Source organism: Hydrogenophaga sp., from assembly GCF_014773545.1.
In the GTDB taxonomy this organism is placed as follows: Bacteria; Pseudomonadota; Gammaproteobacteria; order Burkholderiales; family Burkholderiaceae_C; genus Hydrogenophaga.
In genome coordinates this window covers 65,024-82,026 of the sequence record NZ_SDDV01000002.1, presented here as the reverse complement: position 1 = coordinate 82,026, position 17,003 = coordinate 65,024, and the positions used below count along the sequence as shown (strand labels likewise).

General features: G+C 66.9%; 14 protein-coding genes. All 14 read right to left on the bottom strand.

The window, feature by feature from the left end:
- Window positions 1-63 precede the first annotated feature (63 nt).
- The 14 genes from ftsZ to rsmH all read right to left on the bottom strand — a co-directional run bounded on the left by ftsZ (window position 64) and on the right by rsmH (window position 16,994).
- Window positions 64-1,272 carry a cell division protein FtsZ gene (gene ftsZ / locus EST26_RS01975; RefSeq protein WP_291064969.1) on the bottom strand — a complete coding sequence of 403 codons (1,209 nt, stop codon included), beginning with the start codon at window positions 1,270-1,272 and terminating at the stop codon, window positions 64-66.
- 206 nt (window positions 1,273-1,478) lie between these two features.
- Window positions 1,479-2,708 carry a cell division protein FtsA gene (gene ftsA, locus EST26_RS01970; RefSeq protein ID WP_291064967.1) on the bottom strand — a complete coding sequence of 410 codons (1,230 nt, stop codon included), beginning with the start codon at window positions 2,706-2,708 and terminating at the stop codon, window positions 1,479-1,481.
- Between the two features lie 13 nt (window positions 2,709-2,721).
- The gene (locus EST26_RS01965; protein ID WP_291064965.1) at window positions 2,722-3,516 is read right to left on the bottom strand and encodes a cell division protein FtsQ/DivIB; all 795 of its coding nucleotides are present in this window, start codon (window positions 3,514-3,516) and stop codon (window positions 2,722-2,724) included.
- An 11-nt stretch (window positions 3,517-3,527) separates the two neighbouring features.
- Complete coding sequence (locus EST26_RS01960; protein WP_291064963.1) at window positions 3,528-4,502, bottom strand: D-alanine--D-alanine ligase; 975 nt, start codon at window positions 4,500-4,502, stop codon at window positions 3,528-3,530.
- Window positions 4,499-5,908 carry a UDP-N-acetylmuramate--L-alanine ligase gene (murC, locus tag EST26_RS01955; protein ID WP_291064961.1) on the bottom strand — a complete coding sequence of 470 codons (1,410 nt, stop codon included), beginning with the start codon at window positions 5,906-5,908 and terminating at the stop codon, window positions 4,499-4,501. Before murC ends, EST26_RS01960 begins: the two co-directional genes overlap by 4 nt.
- A complete protein-coding gene (murG, locus tag EST26_RS01950; RefSeq protein WP_291064959.1) occupies window positions 5,905-6,984 on the bottom strand; it encodes an undecaprenyldiphospho-muramoylpentapeptide beta-N-acetylglucosaminyltransferase in 1,080 nt (359 codons plus the stop codon). Before murG ends, murC begins: the two co-directional genes overlap by 4 nt.
- A gap of 79 nt (window positions 6,985-7,063) precedes the next feature.
- Entirely contained in the window at window positions 7,064-8,329 is a 1,266-nt protein-coding gene (ftsW, locus tag EST26_RS01945) for a putative lipid II flippase FtsW (protein WP_291064957.1), read from the bottom strand.
- On the bottom strand, window positions 8,326-9,897 hold the full coding sequence (gene murD / locus EST26_RS01940; RefSeq protein WP_291064955.1) for a UDP-N-acetylmuramoyl-L-alanine--D-glutamate ligase: 1,572 nt from the start codon (window positions 9,895-9,897) through the stop codon (window positions 8,326-8,328). Before murD ends, ftsW begins: the two co-directional genes overlap by 4 nt.
- A complete protein-coding gene (mraY, locus tag EST26_RS01935) occupies window positions 9,894-11,072 on the bottom strand; it encodes a phospho-N-acetylmuramoyl-pentapeptide-transferase (RefSeq protein ID WP_291064954.1) in 1,179 nt (392 codons plus the stop codon). The genes murD and mraY overlap by 4 nt, the downstream gene beginning before the upstream one ends.
- Window positions 11,062-12,495 carry a UDP-N-acetylmuramoyl-tripeptide--D-alanyl-D-alanine ligase gene (murF, locus tag EST26_RS01930; RefSeq protein WP_291064953.1) on the bottom strand — a complete coding sequence of 478 codons (1,434 nt, stop codon included), beginning with the start codon at window positions 12,493-12,495 and terminating at the stop codon, window positions 11,062-11,064. The genes mraY and murF overlap by 11 nt, the downstream gene beginning before the upstream one ends.
- The gene (locus tag EST26_RS01925) at window positions 12,492-14,060 is read right to left on the bottom strand and encodes a UDP-N-acetylmuramoyl-L-alanyl-D-glutamate--2,6-diaminopimelate ligase (protein WP_291064951.1); all 1,569 of its coding nucleotides are present in this window, start codon (window positions 14,058-14,060) and stop codon (window positions 12,492-12,494) included. Before EST26_RS01925 ends, murF begins: the two co-directional genes overlap by 4 nt.
- Window positions 14,060-15,793, bottom strand: a complete 1,734-nt coding sequence (locus tag EST26_RS01920; RefSeq protein WP_291064949.1) for a penicillin-binding protein 2 — start codon at window positions 15,791-15,793, stop codon at window positions 14,060-14,062. Before EST26_RS01920 ends, EST26_RS01925 begins: the two co-directional genes overlap by 1 nt.
- Entirely contained in the window at window positions 15,790-16,074 is a 285-nt protein-coding gene (gene ftsL / locus EST26_RS01915) for a cell division protein FtsL (protein ID WP_366474135.1), read from the bottom strand. The genes EST26_RS01920 and ftsL overlap by 4 nt, the downstream gene beginning before the upstream one ends.
- Window positions 16,068-16,994 carry a 16S rRNA (cytosine(1402)-N(4))-methyltransferase RsmH gene (gene rsmH, locus EST26_RS01910; protein ID WP_291064947.1) on the bottom strand — a complete coding sequence of 309 codons (927 nt, stop codon included), beginning with the start codon at window positions 16,992-16,994 and terminating at the stop codon, window positions 16,068-16,070. Before rsmH ends, ftsL begins: the two co-directional genes overlap by 7 nt.
- Between the last annotated feature and the right edge of the window lie 9 nt (window positions 16,995-17,003).

Genomic DNA, 17,003 nt, shown 5'->3' with positions numbered 1-17,003 from the left:
ACAGCAGGGCCGGCGGCGTGAGCGCGCGCCGTCTGTTCGGATGCGGGATGTGCGCCGGGTGGATCAATCGGCCTGCTTGCGCAAAAAGGCCGGAATCTCCAAATCGTCCATACCCCCAGAGGCCAGCGCGTCGACCTTGGCTGCTGCCTGGGTGCGGTTGCTGCGCCAGACGCTGGGAATCGTCATCGCATGGTAGTCGGGCTGGGCCGAACCCGGGCCGGCCGACGCCGTCTTGATGCCGGCCAGACCGATTGGTTGGTTATCGGTGCCGGTGCGCAGCACTTGCAGCGGCGGCGCGGCGCGGCGTTCGCCCTGACGTGACAGGCCGGTGGCAATCACGGTCACGCGCATCTGGTCGCCCATCTGGTCGTCGTAAGCGGCGCCGTAGATGATGTTGGCTTCGGGCGCGGCGTAGGCCTTGACCGTGTTGACCGCCTCACCCGATTCTTTCAGCTTGAGGCTGGCACGGGACGCCGTAATCAGTACCAGCACCGCCTTGGCGCCCGAGAGGTCAACGCCTTCCAGCAGCGGGCAGCACACGGCCTGTTCAGCGGCAATGCGCGCGCGATCCGGGCCGCTGGCCAGCGCCGTCCCCATCATGGCCTTGCCCGGCTCGCCCATCACGGTGCGCACGTCCTCGAAGTCGACGTTGACGTTGCCGTACTCGTTGATGATCTCGGCAATGCCGCCAACGGCATTCTTGAGCACGTCGTTGGCGCGCGCAAAGGCTTCGTCCTGCGTCACGTCGTCGCCCAGCACCTCGAGCAGCTTGTCATTGAGCACCACAATCAGCGAATCCACATTGGCCTGCAGCTCCGCCATCCCGCTGTCGGCGTTGCTCATGCGGCGGCCCCCCTCCCATTCAAACGGCTTCGTGACCACGCCCACCGTCAGGATGCCCATTTCCTTGGCCACGCGGGCAATCACGGGCGCCGCCCCGGTGCCGGTGCCGCCGCCCAGGCCGGCGGTGATGAACAGCATGTGCGAGCCGGCAATGGCCGCGCGAATGTCATCGACCGCCTGCTCGGCAGCGTCGCGGCCTTTGTCGGGCTTGCTGCCCGCGCCCAGGCCGCTGCTGCCGAGCTGAACCGTCTTGTGCGCGGTGCTGCGAGCAAGCGACTGTGCGTCGGTGTTGGCGCAGATGAATTCCACCCCCTGCACGCCGTGCAGCACCATGTGTTCGACCGCATTTCCGCCACCGCCGCCCACCCCGATCACCTTGATCTGCGTGCCTTGGTTGAACGCTTGCACTTCAATTATTTCGATACTCATCTTGCTCTCCTGTTGGGCCCGCGATCCTGCTGTTGCGGGCGCTGTTACAAATTTGATAACCCATCCAAACGTCCGTCTTCTCAGCCGTCAACCGGACCCGCCGCTGCCAAAACGCCATCGATGCCGCGGCCCGCGGCCGCAGCGACTGCGCCGCGCCGGCGCAGCACGGCTGAAAATCTGACAGGACATCGGCTGTGGCTGTTGCATCAGAAAGTCCCGACAAACCAGTTTTTCGCACGCTGAATCACGCCTTGCATCGAACCCGCCTGGCGGGCCACTTTGTGGCCGCGCAGACGTGCCAGCCGGGCCTCTTCCAGCAAGCCCATCACGGTGGCGGCGCGCGTCTGCGCCACCATGTCGCACAGAGCGCTGGTGTAGGTCGGGATGCCGCGGCGCGCCGGCTTGAGAAAAATGTCTTCCGCCAGCTCGACCATGCCAGGCATGACTGAGCTGCCGCCGGTGAGCACTACGCCGGAGGACAACACCTCTTCAAACTTGGAATCGCGCACCACCTGCTGCACCAGGGTGAATATTTCTTCCACGCGCGGCTCGATCACGCCTGCCAGAGCCTGGCGCCCGAGCAGACGCGGGCCGCGGTCGCCCAGGCCCGGCACCTCGACCTGGTGCTGCGGGTCGGCCAACAACTGTTTGGCGCAGCCGCTCTCGACCTTGATGTCCTCGGCGTCCTTGGTCGGCGTGCGCAAAGCCATGGCAATGTCGCTGGTGATGAGGTCGCCGGCAATCGGAATCACCGCCGTGTGACGAATCGCGCCACCGGCAAAAATCGCCACGTCGGTGGTGCCAGCGCCAATGTCGAGCAGCACCACGCCGAGTTCTTTTTCGTCGCTGCTGAGCACCGACAGGCTGGAAGCCAGTGGGTTGAGCATGAGCTGATCGACCTCCAGGCCGCAGCGGCGCACGCATTTGAGTATGTTTTCCGCTGCGCTTTGCGCGCCGGTGACGATGTGCACCTTGGCTTCGAGCCGGATCCCGCTCATGCCAATGGGCTCTTTGACTTCCTGGCCGTCGATCACGAACTCCTGCGGCTCGACCAGCAGCAGGCGCTGGTCGGTCGAAATGTTGATCGCCCTGGCGGTCTCCATCACACGCGCGACGTCGGACGGCGTGACCTCTCTGTCCTTGATCGCCACCATGCCGCTGGAGTTGATGCCACGGATGTGGCTGCCGGTGATGCCGGTGTAGACGCGTGCGATGCGGCAGTCGGCCATCAGCTCGGCTTCTTTGAGTGCCTGCTGAATGCTGTGCACCGTGGCTTCGATGTTGACCACCACGCCGCGTTTGATGCCCTGACTCGGCGCGACCCCCAGTCCGGCGAGTTTGAGCTCGCCGCCCGGCAGCACCTCGGCCACCACCACCATGATCTTGGCCGACCCGATGTCGAGTCCGACCACCAAATCCTTGTATTCCTTGGGCATGCTTGTTCTCCTGTTAGCGCGTGCGCGCGGCGTCAGCGCCGGCGACCGGCTGCACCGTAGTGACGCCACGCACGCGCAGCGCGTAGCCGTTCGGGTAGCGCAGATCAACCGTCTGCAGCGCTGGCACGAAGCCCGCAGGCAGTTGCGCCAGCGTGGCCGTAAAGCGGCGCGTGCGCTCCTGCAACTGCTGCGCGTTGCCGCGACCGAGCTCGACGCGGGTACCGGTGTGCAAGGCGGCGCTCCAGTTGCCGCGCTCGCTCAACTCCAGCCGCACCAGCCCCAGGCCAACCCGCTCCAACTCAGCGCTGAGCGCTTGATACAAGACCCACAAGGCCGCTGACTGCGCCAGCGGCCCGGCCAGTTCCGGCAGCCCGGCGTCGTCGTCCGGGCTGGCCTGAAACACTTCGCCGTAGCGATCGACCAACTGGCCCGACCCCGCCTGCCCCCACCAGGCCACCGCCTGATGTTCCTGCAGCGTGACAAGCAGACGGTTCGGAAACTCGCGCTGCACCTGCGCCTGGCGCACCCAGGGCAGCGACTCGAACCATTGGCGCACCTGCTGCAAATCAACCACGAGCAGGCCGCCCGACAGATGCGTTCGCATCGGCTGCGTCAGTTGCGCGCGCAGGCCCACCTCGCTTTGCTGCGTCACGTCGCCCTGCACCGTGATGGACTCGATGGCCCAGACCGGGTGTCGCACCGCCCAGGCCGCCAGCGCCAGCGCCAGCATGAACACCAACAGCCCAAGCAGGGCGTGCGTGGTGCCGGTCATCAGCCGCACATCCAGGGGCAAGTCGTTCTGGGCCATGGGTGCTGCGCTCAGTCCTTGCCAACGGCCGGGTAGTCCTGCGTGGCGCTGACCAACAGGCGCAGACACAGCTCGGGGTAAGACAGGCCGGCTGCGCGCGCCGACATCGGCACCAGCGAATGGCCGGTCATGCCGGGCGAGGTGTTGATCTCCAGCAGCCAGGGTTTGCGCTCGGCGTCTATCATCACGTCGGCGCGCGCCCAGCCGCGGCAGCCCAGCACCTGATATGAGCGCAGCACCAGCGCCTGGATGCGCTCTTCCTCGCCGGCCGGCAGCCCGCAGGGCACCAGGTATTGGGTGTCGTCGCTGAAGTACTTGTTCTGGTAGTCGTAGTTGCCGTCGGGCGCAACGATGCGAATCACCGGCAGCGTGCGCGCTTGCTCGCCCGCGCCCAGCACCGCACAGGTGACCTCGTCGCCGGCGATGAACTGCTCGCACATGACCTGCGGGTCTTGCTGCGCCGCCAGCGCGTAGGCAGCGGCGCACTGCTCGCGCGCCAGCACCTTGCTCAGGCCGATGGTCGAGCCCTCGCGCACCGGCTTGACGATCATGGGCGTGCCCAGCGCGGCGAAGGCCGCTTCGGTCTGGGCGGTGCTGTGCACCTGACGCCAGGCCGGCGTGGCCAGCCCCTCGGCCAGCCAGATGCGCTTGGTCATGAGCTTGTCCATCGCCAGCGCCGAGGCCATGACGCCGGAGCCGGTATAAGGAATGCCCAGCAGTTCGAGCGCGCCTTGCACCGTGCCGTCCTCGCCAAAGCGGCCATGCAGCGCAATGAAGCAGCGCGCAAAGCGCTCGCGTTTGAGCTCGCTCAGATCGCGCTCGGCCGGGTCGAAGGCATGGGCATCGACGCCTTGCCCCTGCAAGGCCGCCAGCACGCCCGCGCCCGAGAGCAGCGAAATCTCTCGCTCGGCCGAACGCCCGCCCATTAGCACCGCCACCTTGCCCAGCGAGCGCACCTGGACCCCGCTTGATTGACTCGAATTCATGCCCTGGTCTCCCGCGTCAATTCGGCCACCTGTGCGGCCACCGCACCAATCGATCCCGCCCCCATGCACAGCACCACGTCGTCGGCGCGCGCGTTGTCCAAAATGGCCTGCGGCATGGCGGCCATGTCGTCCACGAACACCGGCTCGACCCGACCCGCCACGCGCAGCGCACGCGCCAGCGAGCGGCTATCGGCGGCAACGATGGGCGCCTCGCCGGCGGCGTAAACCTCGGCCAGCAGCAGCGCATCAGCCTGGCCCATCACTTTGACAAAGTCTTCGAAACAGTCACGCGTGCGGCTGTAGCGGTGCGGCTGGAACACCAGCAGCAGCCGGCGCCCTGGAAATGCCCCGCGCGCGGCCGCCAGCGTGGCCGCCAGCTCCACCGGGTGGTGGCCGTAGTCGTCGATCAAGGTGCAATGACCGCCGCCGGGCAAGGCGGCCTCACCATGGCGTTGAAAACGGCGGCCAACGCCCTTGAATTCGGCCAGTGCCTGCAGCACAGCGGCGTCTGGCACGCCCAGCTCGACCGCAACGGCAATCGCGGCCAGCGCGTTTTGCACGTTGTGGCGGCCCGGCAGGTTGAGCAACACGTCGAGGTCTGGCAGCTCGACGCCGTTGCGCCGCAGCACCCGAAACCGCATCTGCGCACCCTGTGCCCGCACGTCAAGGGCGCACACCTGGGCATCTTCGGCAAAACCGTAGCTGGTGATCGGACGCGCAATCTGCGGCAGGATGTCGCGCAGCACCGGGTCGTCCACGCACACCACCGCCGCCCCGTAGAACGGCATGCGGTGCAAGAACTCAAGGAACGCCGCCTTCAGGCGAGAGAAGTCGTGGCCGTAGGTGTCCATGTGGTCGGCGTCGATGTTGGTCACCACCGACAGCACCGGCAACAAATTCAGGAAGGAAGCGTCCGACTCGTCGGCCTCGACCACGATGTATTCGCCCGAGCCCAGCCGGGCATTGGCGCCCACGCTGTTGAGTCGTCCGCCGATCACGAAGGTCGGATCCAACTGCGCAGCCGCCAGCACGCTGGTGACCAGGCTGGTGGTGGTGGTCTTGCCGTGCGTGCCGGCAATCGCGATGCCTTTTTTCATTCGCATCAGCTCGGCCAGCATCACCGCGCGCGGCACCACCGGCAGCAAGCGCAGGTGCGCGGCCAGCACTTCCGGGTTGTCTGCCTTGACCGCCGTCGACGTGACGATGGCGTCAGCGCCTTCCATGTATTTGGCGTCATGGCCGCAGAACACCTGGGCCCCGAGTGCGACCAGGCGGCGCGTGGCGCTGCTCTCGCACAGGTCGCTGCCGGTGATGCGAAAGCCCTGGTTGAGCAGCACCTCGGCAATGCCGCTCATGCCGGCGCCGCCAATGCCAACGAAGTGAATGTGTCGAATCGCGTGCTTCATGGGGATTTCACCTTCGCCAGGGTTTCACAGGCCGCCACCAGGGCGGCGCTTGCGTTTGTTTTTTCCATTTGCTTGGCCTTGCAGGCCACGGCCAACAGGGTTTCTCGCTGCACACTTTGCAGCCGCAGCGCCAGCGCTTGCGGGGTCAATTCCGACTGCGGCAGCAGCCAGGCCGCGCCGCTTCGACTGAGAAATTGCGCGTTGCGGGTCTGGTGGTCGTCCACCGCATGCGTAAACGGCACCAGCAGCGCGGCAGCGCCAATGGCGGCTATCTCGGTCACGCTGCTGGCGCCGGCGCGGCAGACGATCAGATCGGCGTCGGCAAAGGCGCTCGCCGTGTCGTCGATAAAGGGCGTGAGCTCGGCCTGCACACCGGCGGCGGCGTAGCTGGCGCGCAGCGCGTCGATGTGCTGCGCGCCGCTTTGGTGCACCACCTGCGGCCGCTGCGCTTGCGGCAGCAGCGCCAGCGCCTGCGGCACGGTGTCGTTGAGTGCTTTGGCGCCCAGGCTGCCGCCCAACACCAGCAGGCGCAGCGGGCCGCTGCGCCCAGCGAAACGCTGCACGGGGCCGGGTTGGCGCAGAAATTCGACCCGCAAGGGGTTGCCGACCCACTCGGCGTTCTTCAACACGTTCGGAAAAGCGCTGAAGACCCGGTCTGCCAGCTCGGCCAGCACGCGGTTGGCCAGACCGGCGACGGCGTTTTGCTCGTGCAGCAGCAGCGGCTTGCCCAGCAGCGTGCCCATCATCGCGCCCGGAAAACTGATGTAGCCGCCCAGGCCCACCAGCACGTCGGGCTGGACGCGCCGCACCACCCGCAGCGCTTGCCAGAAGGCGCGCAGCAAGCGCAGCGGCAGCAGCGGCAGCGTGAGCAAGCCTTTGCCGCGCACACCGCCAAAGTCAATCGTCTCCAGCGCAAAACCGTGCGGCGGCACCAGTCGGCTTTCCATGCTGGCGGGCGCACCCAGCCAGTGCACGCGCCAGCCGCGCTCGCGCAGCGCCTGCGCCAGCGCCAGCCCAGGAAAAATATGGCCGCCGGTGCCGCCGGCCATGATGAGCGCGCAGGGCTGCGGTTTCATTTACGCGCCCCTCTCATGCGTGCTGCGTACCGCAGCCGCAGCCGCTGCGCGCCTGCCTCGCGGTTTTGGCAAAACCTCGTCATTTGCGCGCCCCTCTCATCAATTCGCGGTTTTCATAATCCACTCGCAAAACAATGGCGATGGCGATCAGGTTGAGCAAGATGGCGGAGCCGCCGTAGCTCATGAAAGGCAGCGTCAGCCCCTTGGTGGGCAAGGCGCCGAGGTTGACGCCGATGTTGATGAAGGCCTGGAAGCCTAGCCACAGGCCCACGCCCTGCGCCGCCAGGCCGGCAAACACCTGGTCGAGCGCGATCGCCTGGCGACCGATGTGCATGATGCGGCGCGTCAGCCACAGGAACAGGCCAATCAGCAACAGCACGCCGAGCAGGCCGAATTCCTCGCCGATCACGGCCAGCAAGAAGTCGGTGTGGGCTTCGGGCAGCCAGTGCAGCTTCTCCACGCTGCCGCCCAGTCCGACGCCAAAGATTTCACCGCGTCCGAACGCGATCAGCGCGTGCGTGAGCTGGTAGCCCTTGCCCAGCACGTGCTCCGCGCTCCAGGGGTCCAGGTAGGCAAAAATGCGCTCGCGCCGCCAGTCGCTGAGAAAAATCATGAGCGCAAACGCCGCCACCACCACCAGCGCTATCAGGAAAAACATGCGTGCATTGACGCCGCCGAGAAACAGAATGCCCATGGCGATGACCGCGATCACCATGAACGCGCCCATGTCGGGCTGGGCCAGCAACAGCAGGCCGACCACGCCGACGGCCGCCGCCATCGGCAGCACGGCGCGAAAGAAGTGCTCTTTGACCTCCATCTTGCGCACCATGTAGTCGGCGGCGTAGATCAGCACCGCCAGCTTGGCCAGCTCGGCCGGCTGAAAGTTCATCAGCCCAAGCGGAATCCAGCGCCGCGCGCCGTTGACCTCGATGCCGATGAAGGGAACCAGCACCAGCACCAGCAGCAGCAAGGCGCCGGCAAACAACCAGCCAGCCAATTGCTGCCAAGCCCGCATGGGGAATTGAAACACCAGCCACGCGGCGGCGCATCCAATGCCGATGGCCATGCCGTGGCGCAGCACAAAGTGGGTGTGCGCAAAGTGGGCAAAGCGCGGGTTATCAGGCAGCGCAATGGTGGCCGAGTACACCATCACCAAACCCCAGCCCAGCAGCGCCAGCACGACCCAGAACAGCGGCTGGTCAAAGCCGAACTGGCGCCGCGGCAGCGTTTGCGCCGATCGGGCACTGCGGCTCGACAGCCGCACCGGCAGACCGTCGGCAGCCAGCAGGGCGTGCGGGTCGCGCCCGAGCAGCCGGGCCAGTGCGGCGCGCAGCCTGGGCGTCATGGTGCGCCCTCCAGCGCCTGGCCCTGCGCGGCGGCCAGTTCGGTTACGGCCTGGACGAACACGCGCGCGCGGTGCACGTAGTTGTCAAACATGTCCAGGCTGGCACAGGCTGGTGAGAGCAACACCGCGTCGCCCGCGTGCGCCTGCTGCGCGGCCAGCCGCACCGCTGCGGGCAGGCTGTCCGCGTCGAACAGGGGGATCTGCGCCTGCTCCAGCGCCTGGGTCAACTGGGAGCGGATCAGCGCTGCATCACGCCCGATCAGCAACACTGCGCGCGCATGGTGCGCCAGTGCGTCGGCCAGCGCTTGAAAGTTTTGCCCCTTGCCGTCACCGCCCAAAATCACTACCAGCCGCCGCTCAGCACCCAGGCCGCGCACTGCTGCCAGCGTGGCGCCGACGTTGGTGCCCTTGCTGTCGTCGAAGTATTCGACCTGGTTGACGATCGCCACCGGCTCGACCCGATGTGGCTCGCCACGGTACTCGCGCAAGCCGTGCAGCATCGGGCCGAGTGCCGCGCCGGTGGAGCTGGCCAGCGCCAGCGCGGCCAGCGCGTTGGCGGCGTTGTGACGCCCGCGAATGCGCAGCGCTTGAACCGGCATCAGGCGCTGCAACTCCAGCGCGGCTGTGCCTTCCTGCAGGCGGCCGTTCGGGCGGGTTTGCTGCTGCGCCTGCGCACGCACCAGCCAGTCCATGCCGCGGGCGGCTTCAATGCCCCAGTCGCCTGCGCGGTGCGGCTGATCCAAGCCGAAAGTGAGGAACGCGCGAGCGGCCTGCTGCTGCTTGCGCGCGCCCACCTTGACCGTTTGCATGGCGGGCTGCAAGGCCATCACCCGGGCGTCGTCGCGGTTGAGTACCATCAGCGCTTGCTGGCCGAACACGGCCGCCTTGGCCTGCGTGTAGGCGGCCTGCGAGCCGTGCCAGTCCAGGTGGTCTTCACTGAGGTTGAGCAGCGCTGCCGCCGTCGGTATCTGGCCCCAGGCGCCGTTTGCCGTGCCGTCGAGCTGGAAGCTGGAGAGTTCGAGCACCCAGACCTCGGGCAGTGCGGCTGGCTGCGCTGCCTGCGCAGCGCTCAGCACGTCGAGCAGATTGGGGCCAATATTACCGGCCAGCGCCACGCGCAGGCCGGCGCAACGCAGCAACAAGCCGGTGAGCGAAGTCACGGTGGTCTTGCCGTTGGTGCCGGTGATGGCCAGCACCTGGGGCCGGTACGGCTGCGCCGGCTGCTGCGCCAGTTCGACCAGGGCCTGGGCAAACAAGTCGAGCTCTGTGACCACGCTGACACTGTGCGCGCGCGCCCAGTCGAACACGGTTTGCAGTTGCGCCGGTGCCAGCCCAGGGCTGCGTGCGATCAAGGTCCAGCGCGCGCGCGCAAGCAGCGAGTCGTCGAACGGGCCGGCCACGAAATCGGCCTGCGGGCAATCGGCTTGCAGGGCAGCGCGCTGCGGCGCCGACTCGCGGGTGTCGGCCACCGTCACGCGCGCGCCGTGGCGCAGGCACCAGCGTGCCATCGCCAGCCCGGATTGACCCAGGCCGAGCACCAACACCTGTTGCGCCTGTAGGTCTTTCATCGCAGCTTCAGGGTTGACAAGGCAATCAGGCACAGCAGCATGGTGATGATCCAGAACCGGATCACCACCTGCGTTTCAGTCCAGCCTTTTTTCTCGAAGTGGTGGTGCAGCGGCGCCATCTTGAACAGCCGGCGCCCCTGGCCGTAGCGGCGCTTGGTGTACTTGAAGTAGCTCACTTGCAGCATCACCGACAGCGCCTCCACCACGAAAATGCCGCCCATGATGGCCAGCACGATCTCCTGGCGCACGATGACCGCGATGGTGCCCAGCGCGGCACCGAGCGCGAGCGCGCCGACGTCGCCCATGAAGACCTGCGCCGGGTGGGCGTTGAACCACAGAAAGGCCAGGCCGGCGCCGGCCATGGCAGCACAGAAAATCAGCAGCTCGCCGGTGCCGGGAATGTGCGGCAGCAACAGGTGGTTGGCAAACACCACGTGCCCGCTCACATAGGCAAAAATGCCCAGCACCGAGCCGACCATCACCACTGGCATGATGGCCAGGCCGTCCAGGCCGTCGGTCAGATTGACCGCGTTGCTGGAGCCGACGATCACCAAGTAGGTCAGCAGCACAAAGCCAAATACACCCAGCGGATAGCTGACTTCCTTGAAAAAGGGCACCAGCAAACCGGCATGAGGCGGCAAGTCGACCGTGAAGCCAGAGGCAACCCAAGCCAGGAACAGCTCCATGACGCGCTGGTTGCTGTCCTCGGAGACGCTGAACACCAGCAAAAACGCCGCCAGCACGCCGATCACCGACTGCCAGAAATATTTCTCGCGCGAGCGCATGCCTTCCGGGTTTTTGTCGACCACTTTGCGCCAGTCGTCGACCCAGCCGATGGCGCCAAACCCCAAAGTGACCAGCAACACGATCCAGACAAAGCGGTTGCTGAGCTCAAACCACAGCAGGGTCGAGGTGGCAATCGAAAACAGGATCAGCACGCCGCCCATGGTCGGCGTGCCACCCTTGCTCAGGTGCGACTGCATGGCGTAGCCACGAATTGGCTGGCCGATCTTGAGCGCTCGCAGGCGGCGAATGACGAATGGACCGGCCGCCAGCCCGACCAGCAACGCCGTCATGGCCGCCATCACGGCACGAAAGGTGAGGAACTGAAACACCCGCAGGAAGCCAAATTCCGGCCCCAGCGTGTACAGCCATTGGGTCAGACTAAGCAGCATGGGCCGTCTCCTGGCTGCAGGCTGACGCAGGCGGGCACAGCGCCCGCAAGGCGTGCACCACGCGCTCCATGCGCATGCAGCGCGAGCCCTTGACCAGCACGCTGCGCGGCGCATCGGTTGCCGTAGCGACCCATTGGGCGACCTGCTCGGCCAGCGCCGGCACGTCGGCCCAGGCGCTCGGTGGCGGCCCTGCGCTGGCGGGCCAGGCAGCGCAGGCTTGCTGCATCCAGTCGCCGACGCAGTGCACGGCTTCGATGCCGCGCACCTGCGCGTGGCGCAGCACCTCCAGGTGCGCGGCCAGTGCCTGCGCGCCGACTTCACCCATGTCGCCCAGCACCAGCAGATGCGGGCCCGGCAGCTCGGCCAGCAAGTCGATGGCGGCCAGCACCGAATCCGGGTTGGCGTTGTAACTGTCGTCGATCAGGGTGACGCTGCGGCCGGGCAGCGCCAGCTCGAGCGCGCGCGAGCGGCCGGCCAGCGGTGCAAAGGCATTGAGTCCGCGTTCGATTGCCGCCAGTGGCACGCCGGCGGCCAGCGCACAGGCCACGGCGGCCAGCGCGTTGTGCAGGTTGTGCCGCCCGGTCATGCGCAGGCAGCAGCTCAGCGCCCCGGCCGGGGTCTGGCATTCGAGCAGCCAGGCGCCGTCGCTCCAGACGCTGCGCCGCACGTGTACGTCGGCGTCGGCATCGTTGACGCTGAAGCTGAGCACGCGCCGCCGCGCCGCCTGTTCGCGCCACAGCGGCGTGTAGAGGTCGTCGCTCGGGAACACCGCCACGCCATCGGCCGGCAAGGCGGCAATCACCTGCGCGTTTTCGTGCGCCACCGCCGCCACCGAGGCCATGAATTCCTGGTGCTCGCGCTGCGCGTTGTTGACCAGCGCCACCGTCGGCTGCGCCAGCGCGGCCAGTTGCGCGATTTCACCCGGGTGGTTCATGCCGAGCTCGACCACCGACAGCCGGTGCGTCGGGCGCAGCCGCAGCAAGGTCAGCGGCACGCCAATGTCATTGTTCAGATTGCCCTCGGTGGCGTGCGCCGCAGCACCCACGGCGGCGCGCAAAATGGCGGCAATCATCTGCGTCACGGTGGTCTTGCCGTTGCTGCCGGCCACCGCGATCAACTCCAGCCTGAGCTGCGCGCGCCAGCGCCGGGCCAGCTCAGCCAGAGCGGCGCGGCTGTCGGGCACTTCCACCCCACCCAGGCCGGCTGAGGCCAGGCCGGTTTGCGCCAGCGCCGCCACCGCGCCTTGCGCGCGCGCCTGCGGCAAAAAGTCGTGCGCGTCGAAACGCTCGCCCTTGAGCGCCACGAACAAATCACCCGGCTGCAAGCTGCGGGTGTCGGAGTGCACGCGCAGAATCGGCGCCCCTATCGTGCCCACCGGGCGCGCGCCTGACAGTTGCAGCAGCAGTTCAGCCACAGTTTTCATGCCGCCTCCCGCGCCGCGTCGGCGCGCTCTTGCAGCGCCTGTTGCGCCTGCGCCCGATCCGAAAATGGTTTTTTCATGCCCTGCACTTCTTGATATTCCTCGTGTCCTTTGCCGGCGATCAGCACCACGTCGCACGCCTGCGCGCCCCGCACCGCCAGCGCAATGGCGCGCGCGCGGTCGGGTTCGATCTGCGCTGGCGCCGGGCTGGACAAGCCGGCTTGCATCTGCGCCAAAATGGCCAGCGGGTCTTCGCTGCGCGGGTTGTCGCTGGTCAGCACCACCCGATCGGCGCCGCGTTCGGCGGCGGCCGCCATCAGCGGGCGTTTGGAGGCGTCACGCTCGCCGCCGCAGCCCAGCACCACCCAGAGTTGGCCGCCGCGCTGCCGTCGCAGCGCTTGCAACGCCTGCAGCGCTTTTTCCAGCGCATCCGGGGTGTGGGCGTAATCGATCAGCACCAGCGGTTGCTGCGGCGTTGCAGGGAGCACCGGCTCCATGCGCCCGGGCACCGGCGTCAGCGCGGCGCAAGCATGCAGCGCTGCCGACAAGCCAAAGCCCAGCGCGCGCGCCGCACCCAGCACACCGAGCACGTTGGAGACGTTGTAGCGCCCGACCAGCGGCAGCGTCAGGGTTTGGCTGTCAATTGGCGCGCCGGCCGCGTTGCGCTCACCGATCAGCAGGCGCTGACCGTGCTCGCTGGCGCCCAGCTCGCGCGCGAACAAACGGGCCGGCGGCCGCTGCGCCGACGCGGGCAGCGCCGAGTCATCGATGCCGACCGTCCACAGATCGAGCCCACGCGGTGCCAGCGCCGCAGCCAGCGCCACGCCCTGCGGGTCGTCCAGATTCAACACCGCCGCGTCCAGTCCCGGCCAGTCGAACAACATCGCCTTGGCGGCCCAGTAGCGCGCCATGCTGCCGTGATAGTCGAGGTGGTCCTGGGTGAAATTGGTGAACACCGCCAGTTTGATGCGGCAGGCGTTGAGCCGTCCTTCGACCAGACCGATCGACGAGGCTTCGATGGCGCAGGCGCGCAGCCCTTGGTCGACAAAGTGGCGCAGGTACGACTGCAGCAACACCGGGTCAGGCGTAGTCAGGCCGCTTGACTGCAACGCACCCGCGCTGCCCTGGGCGGCCAGCGGCGGCTGACCGATGCCCAGCGTTCCGACCAGCGCACACGGCCACCCGAGCGCGCCCAGCAACTGCGCCAGCCACCAGGCGGTAGAGGTTTTGCCGTTGGTGCCGGTGATGGCCAGCAGGTCGAGCTGCGCGCTGGGCTGGCCGTAAAACGCGCTGGCGACGGCGCCGGCCTGCGCTTTCAAACCCGGCATGGCGAGCACCGCGTCGCCGGGGCCAAAGTCAAACCCCTCGGCTCCCGCGCGCTCGACCAGGGCGGCGCTGGCGCCCGCTTGCAGCGCGGCGGCGACGAAGCGGCGCGCGTCGCTGGCGGCGCCGGGCCAGGCAACAAAACCGTCGCCAGCCTGCACATGGCGGCTGTCGCTTTGCAAGCGGATGACGCCGCGCGCGCGCAGCCAGTCGGCCACGTGCTGGGGCTGGTGCAGGGTCAACATCAGAACGACTCCTCGACCAGATCGGTGACAATCTGCGGCAGCACCGTCATATCGGGCTGCACGCCCAAAATACGCAAGGTGTGCTGCACCGTTTCACTGAACACGGGTGCGGCCACCACACCACCGAAAAACTGTCCGGCGCTGGGCTCGTCGATCATCACCGCCACCACGATGCGCGGTGACTCAGCCGGGGCGAAGCCGACAAAGAAGCTGCGGTGCCGGTCCTTGGCATAAGCGCCGCCTTCCTGTTTGCGCGTGGTGCCCGTTTTCCCTGCCACCGAATAACCCATGGTTTGTGCGTGGGCGCCGGTGCCGCCAGGGCCGGCGGCCAGCACCAGCATGTCACGCACGGCGTTCGCGCTCGCCTGGCCAAACACGCGCACGCCGCTGACCGGGCCGTCGGTTTTGAGCAGGCTGACCGGAATCAACTCGCCGCCGCGCGCAAACACGGTATAGGCCTGCGCGAGCTGAAACAGTGAAGTGGACAAGCCGTAACCGTAGCTGATAGTGGCCTGCTCGATGGGGCGCCAGTTTTTATAGGGCCGCACACGGCCGCTGACTGCACCGGGAAACGACAGTTGCGGCTGCCGGCCCAAGCCAATATGGGTGAACATCTCCCACATGTCACGCGGGTGCATCTGCATCGCCAGCATAACGATGCCCACGTTGCTCGATCGCGCCATCACCTCAGTCAATGTCAACACGTCTTTTGGCGTGCGGTCGCGGATGCTGATGCCACCGACGCTGACGCGCCCGCCTTCCATGTGAATGGGCGTCTCGGGCCGAGCCAGGCCTTTTTCCAGCGCCAACGCGGCCATGAAGGGCTTGACGATCGAGCCCGGCTCGAAACTATCGGTCAAGGCCCGGTTGCGCAACTGCGCACCGCTGAGGTTGCGCCGCTGGTTGGGGTCGAAGCTGGGGTAGTTGACCAGCGCCAACACCTCGCCGCTTTGGGTGTCGAGCACCACCACGCTGCCGGCCTGGGCGCGGTGCTGCTGCACCGTCTGACGCAGCTTTTGAAAGGCAAAGTGCTGCACCCTGCTGTCGATCGAGAGCCGCAAGTCGGTGCCGTCTTGTGGCGGCAACACCGCGCGCACGTCTTCGACCACGCGCCCGAGCCGGTCGCGGATGACGCGACGCGAGCCGTTGACGCCCACCAACTGCTCGTTGAAAACCAGTTCGACGCCTTCTTGGCCTTGCTCTTCCACATTGGTGAAGCCGACCACGTGCGCGGCGGACGCCCCCTCGGGGTAATGGCGCTTGAATTCGCGCCGCTGGTGTATCCCTGCGATGCCCAGCGCCGCAATCTGCTTGGCCACCGGCGCGTCAACCTGGCGCCGCAGCCACACAAACGTTCGATCTTCCAGCGCCAGACGCCGCTGCAACTCGGGCAGCGGCAGATCGATCAAGCGCGCCAACTCGGACAAATTCGGGTCGCTCGAATCAACGTCTTCAGGAATGGCCCAAATGCTTTGCGCCACCACGCTGGAGGCCAGTATCAGACCGTTGCGATCGAGCACCTGACCGCGATTGGCCGACAACTCAAATGTACGGACAAAGCGTTGCTCACCCTGGCGCTGGAAAAAATCGCTGTTAAACACCTGCACATAGGCGGCGCGCGCACCCAATACGACAAAGGCCAGCGCCAGTCCGGCAACGATCAGCTTGCTGCGCCAGACCGGCGTTTTGCTGGCCAGCAAGGGGCTGGCACCGTAGTTGATGCTGCGGCTCATCGCACGCTCTCAGCGCCTGGCAGACTGACGTACAAAGTAATGCCCGGCGTGACCGAATGCATGTGCAGGCGCGATTGCGCGAGCTGCTGCACCCGTGCAGATGCGGCGTGGGCGCGCTTTTGCACCTCCAACTGTTGGTGCTCGATGTCGATGCGGCGTGCCTCGGCCTGCGCCCGGTCCAGCGCGCTGAAGACGCGACGCGACTCGTACTGGGTATGCACCAGATAAAACGCGCTGGCCAGCAAGGCCAGCGACAACAGCAGGCTGAGCCGGATCAGCATGCCGGCGCCTCGGTGCGCTCGGCAGCGCGCAGCACGGCGCTGCGCGCGCGCGGGTTGCGCTGCACCTCGGCCAGCGCCGGCATGACGCGGCGCAGCCGACGCAGCGCCAGCGGCGCGGGCTCGACAAACGGCACCCGCCGATCGACCTGGACCCGCGAATGCCCCACCATGAACTGCTTGACCCGTCGGTCTTCCAGCGAATGAAAGCTGATCACCACCAGTTGGCCCCGAGGACGCAAGACCTGCAGGCTGGCGGCTAGCGCTTGTTGCAGCTCTTCAAGCTCGGCGTTGATGAAAATCCGAAAAGCCTGAAATGTGCGCGTTGCAGGGTCCTTGCCCGGCTCGCGGGTTTTGACCGCGCCAGCCACGACTTCGGCCAACTCAAGGGTGCTTCGAATAGGGCCCCGTTCCTGTCGGCGACGATCAATCGCCTTTGCAACCGATTGAGCAAACCGTTCTTCACCGTATTCACGTATCACCTCCGTCAGGGTGGCCACATCGGCCGTCTGCAGCCACTGCGCCACGCTCTGGCCGCGCGTGCTGTCCATGCGCATGTCCAGCGGCCCGTCGTGGCGAAAGGAAAATCCCCGTTCGGGGTCGTCGATCTGCGGCGAGCTGACCCCCAGGTCCAGCAGCACGCCGTCGGCGCTGGCCGGCTCCAACTCGCCCAGGCGACAAAAACTCTGGTGCCGGATGGAAAAGCGGCTGTCTTGTGCCGCCAGTTCTTGCGCCGCCGCCACGGCCATCGGGTCTTTGTCAAACGCGGTCAGGCGCCCGCGCGCCGAGAGTTGCTGCAGAATCAGGCGCGCATGCCCGCCGCGGCCGAAAGTGCCGTCGACGTAATGTCCGTCCGGGTTGATCGCCAGCGCCGTTATGGCTTCGTTCAACAAGACGGTTTGATGAATCCATGTGCTTTGCACCACCGACCT